The organism is Micromonospora sp. LZ34 (assembly GCF_052981855.1).
The window spans coordinates 1-3,781 of sequence record NZ_JBRIQN010000121.1 but is presented as its reverse complement, the minus strand read 5'-3'; the positions used below and the strand labels follow the sequence as shown (position 1 = coordinate 3,781).

Annotated in this window: 5 protein-coding genes; 1 reads left to right on the top strand and 4 read right to left on the bottom strand. The window is 66.4% G+C overall.

Translation table 11 applies throughout. The features are described 5' to 3' along the window. Window positions 1–210: 210 nt before the first annotated feature. The 4 genes from ACVCAH_RS37590 to ACVCAH_RS37575 all read right to left on the bottom strand — a co-directional run bounded on the left by ACVCAH_RS37590 (window position 211) and on the right by ACVCAH_RS37575 (window position 3,150). Window positions 211–1,296 (bottom strand): IS701 family transposase, encoded by a 1,086-nt coding sequence (locus tag ACVCAH_RS37590; protein ID WP_447140966.1) that lies wholly within the window; start codon window positions 1,294–1,296, stop codon window positions 211–213. A 126-nt stretch (window positions 1,297–1,422) separates the two neighbouring features. After that, window positions 1,423–2,178, bottom strand: a complete 756-nt coding sequence (locus tag ACVCAH_RS37585) for an ATP-grasp domain-containing protein (protein ID WP_447140965.1) — start codon at window positions 2,176–2,178, stop codon at window positions 1,423–1,425. Window positions 2,179–2,192: 14 nt separating this feature from the next. After that, window positions 2,193–2,939, bottom strand: a complete 747-nt coding sequence (locus ACVCAH_RS37580) for an SDR family oxidoreductase (protein ID WP_447140964.1) — start codon at window positions 2,937–2,939, stop codon at window positions 2,193–2,195. A gap of 13 nt (window positions 2,940–2,952) precedes the next feature. Beyond that, window positions 2,953–3,150 carry a hypothetical protein gene (locus ACVCAH_RS37575; protein ID WP_447140963.1) on the bottom strand — a complete coding sequence of 66 codons (198 nt, stop codon included), beginning with the start codon at window positions 3,148–3,150 and terminating at the stop codon, window positions 2,953–2,955. Window positions 3,151–3,362: 212 nt separating this feature from the next. Between ACVCAH_RS37575 and ACVCAH_RS37570 the strand changes: the two genes are divergently transcribed. Further along, on the top strand, window positions 3,363–3,488 hold the full coding sequence (locus ACVCAH_RS37570) for a hypothetical protein (protein WP_447140962.1): 126 nt from the start codon (window positions 3,363–3,365) through the stop codon (window positions 3,486–3,488). The last annotated feature ends 293 nt before the right edge of the window (window positions 3,489–3,781 follow it).

Below are 3,781 nucleotides of genomic sequence, written 5' to 3'. Positions count from 1 at the left end.
CTTACGCGGCAGGCACTTCGCCGTCTCTACCGAGCCTTCTCAACCCTCAAGATCACGGACACCGTGAAAGACCGAGGTTAGGCTAGTACTCCAGCCGCACTTCGCTGAGTCGTTGTCTTCGCTGGTAGTGGCTTGTTTTGGCTCGGAACTGGTGGCGGCGCCGCCACCATGACCATTGATTGATGTGGTCGCGGGTTCGTCTGCGGGTGATCAGGTGTGCCAGGAGACGTCGAGCCTCGGCGAGGCTGAGGGGGACGAGCCCGGCCCGGTCGGTGGTGCCCCCTTTTGCGCCTGGGCGGCGGTGACGGCGAGGAAGGCGTGAGCGCACATAGCGAGGGTTATGTGGCGGTACCAGGCGTCGTAGCGGCGCACCTGGTAGTCGTCCAGGCCGACCTGTCCCTTGGCGGTCTGGAAGCACTCCTCGATGGCCCACCGGGTGCCGGCCACGCGGATGAGTTCCTCGTCAGTGGTGTCGGCCGGTCCGTAACACAGGTAGTAGGCGTGCTCGGTGGGGGCGGTGATCGACCGGCGGATGAGCAGCCAGCGGGTGAATCCGTGGTCGGCGGTGCCGGTGTCGGGCAGGGTGGCGACGGCCCAGTCAAACAGACGGGGTCCCTTGGCGCCGTCGGCGCGGGCACTGCCGCCGTCGGTTGGGATCTTCTGATTGCAGGCCACGGCCAGGACGTAGCCCATGCGGCGGCTCTGCAGCCACAGCCGAAACTTGCTGTCCTTGCCGTAGGCCTCGTCGGCGGTCACCCACCGGGCCGGCAGCCCCGCGTCCAGTACGCGGCGCAGCATCTGCAACCCCAGTGCCGGCTTGGTCGCGAACCGCACCTTCGCAGGTACGGCGGCTTCGGTCCGCCGGGCGTCATCGGCGCACCAGCCTTGCGGCAGATACAGCTCCCGGTCGACCAAGGTGCGCCCGTGCGCGGACGCGTAGGCCAGGAACACCCCGAGCTGGCAGTTCTCGGTCCGCCCGGCGGTCCCGGAGTATTGGCGTTGGACTCCGGCGGACTTGGTTCCCTTCTTCAGGAACCCCGTCTCGTCGATGATCAGAACGGCGTCGGCGTCGCCGAGGTGCTCTGCGACGTAGTTGCGCAGGTCGTCGCGGACCTCGTCGGCGTCCCACGCCGTCCTGTTGAGCAGGCGTTGCATGCCGTCAGGTGTGTTCTCCCCGGCCGCCTCGGCCAGGGTCCAGCCATTCTTGCCGGCCAGCGGCGACAGCAGGCCCAGCACGTACGCGCGGGCTCGCCGGCGTGGTTCCACCCGCCGAAACCGGCCAGCGATCCGCGCCATCAGGTCATCCAGACCTGCCGCCCACCCCGAAAGATCGTCCACCGCCACGAGTGCCGCAGTCTACGATGGACGATCATGTACCCTGACGCCTGATCCACACCTGCAGTCCTAGCTGCGCAAACACTGCTAACGGAAGTGCGGCTGGAGTACTAGGTGCGCGCCGGCCGCCGCGAGCGCCGCCGAGGCCACGGCGCGCTCATCCTCGTCGGCTTCCCGGGGCGTACGGCTTTCGAAGGTGGGGACGTTCACTGTGCCGTCCGCCATGAGCATCGGGCTCTTGCGGATGGCGTGGCTGTAGACGCCGTCAAAGTAGATCAAGTCCGTCTCGCCGTCACGGTCGACCGACTCCACGTACGGCTGGAGCAGCGCGACGAAGCCGTCGGAGTGCAGCCGTGCGACATGGGCGGCCACATCTGCCTCCAGCGAGCGGACGAAGCGATGGACATCCTTGGAGTAGGCGCCCACCGTGGGCTTGACGACGATTTCCTCGGCCTCGGGATGCACTGCGAGGAACTGCCGCACCGCGGCCGATGGATCCGTGTCCGGCGGAACAAACGTGCTGGGCACCACCGGTACGCCGCGCGCGGCGAGATCGGCCATGTATCGCTTGTTGAGGCTCCACCGCACCACGGGCAGCGGATTGTGGAGTTCCGTCACGGCGTCGACGCGCTCGCACCAGGCGAAGAACGCGGGCAGACGGTCCACATAGGTCCGCGGCGATCGCAGCAGAACCGCGTCATATGCCGACCAGTCGGCGGCCGGGTCCTCCCAGTCGCGTACCTCGGCAGCGAGCCCGGCGGCCCGGCAAGCGTCGAGCAGCAGGGCCATGTCGTAGTCGATGGGAAGACTGGCCTCATCGGTGACCAGGGCGACGTTGTTCACTGTACGAACCCCTTCTACCACGGGAGGACTTCGCCCAGGTGGACATAGCTGCTGCTCGGGCCGTCGGCGCCGAGCAGCGCCATGTCGACGCTCGTCTTCGCTCCGACCGGGATCTCTAGGTCGCCCGCGCCGTCGTTCAGGTCCGTCTTGGTGTAGCCCGGATGCACCGAGTTGACCTTTGTCGGCGTGTCGCGTAGCTCGTACGCCAGGTGCACGGTCCAGGAGTTCACCGCGCTCTTCGAGGCGCTGTAGGCGGGCAGGGACTTAAACGCGCCACTGTAGACATACGACGTCGGATCGCTGTGCTTGGTCAGCGACGCCAGCAGGCTGGAGACGTTGACGATGCGTCCCGCCGCGGACTTGCGGATGAGCGGCAGGAAGGCTGTCGTCACCTCGACAACGCCGAACAAGTTGGTGTCAAACGTCTCCCGCCACCGCTCCATGGGCTGCTCGGAGGGCTGCTTGCCGTACTCCTCGATGCGGATGCCCGCATTGTTGACCAGGATGTCGAGGCGGCCATACTTCTCGGCGACCTCAGCGGCGGCCGCCGCGATGCTCTCCGGCTTGGTGACGTCCAAGACGAGTGGTGCGACGTCGAAACCCATGCTCCGCAGGCTCGCCGCAGCTTCCGCCACCGCCTCACGTCGACGCCCGGCGACCAGCGTGTGTAGGCCGTTCTCGGCGAGCTGCCGCGCGATCTCGCGGCCGATGCCGCGGTTGGCGCCGGTGACGAGCGCGACCTTTGACAGAACCTCACGCAAGGTATACTCCTATCTACCAAATCACTGACAAGAACTTGGCCACCGGTGGGCCGAAGCGGGCGATGTCGACCAGAAAGGCGTCGTGCCCCCCGTCCGATTCCAGCGGCCTGAGCTGCACATCCGTTCCGCCCTCGCTGAGACCGTCCGCGATCTGGCGCTGCTGATGCAGCGGGAACAGCGGTGAGCGGCGCAGCTTCCCGAGACCGACCACGCCGCCCTATTGGATGCCGCCCACCAGTACCTCCAAGGCGCCGATCGTGCTGATGTGGGACAACCTCAACACCCACGTCAGCACCGCCATGCGCGAACTCGTCGCGAACCGCGACTGGCTCCAAGTGATCCCAGCTTCCCGCCTACGCCCCCGGCCTCAACCCGACCGAAGGCGTCTGGTCACACGTCAAACGCAGCCTGGGCAATCTCGCCGTGACTGACGTGGACCAGCTCGCCGCCGTACTGAAGAACCAGCTCAAGCGCATCCAGTACCGCCCCGACCTCCTGACCAGCTTCCTCACCCACACCGGTCTGATCCTCGACCCAGGACCGCCGTAACCCTGACCTTTCAACCTCTGTAGCCGCCGTCGCGAGCAGGACGATCCGATCTCGCCCGTTCCAGCGCTGGGCGTGACGCCATCGACGACCGGGTATCCGTTGCGCCTCGCCGCCTCCTTCACCTGAGATCGAGATCCACCGACGCCATATGTCAGGTCTCAAGGATCATGTCAATCACCAAGGCGGTAAATAGCGATGCGACAAGTCTTCCGATCAGCAGGCCCGATGCCCTCGTCTGTCACAGCATGCCTCAGGTGCAGGCAGCCATGACAGCTTTCTCCGCGCTCTCGATC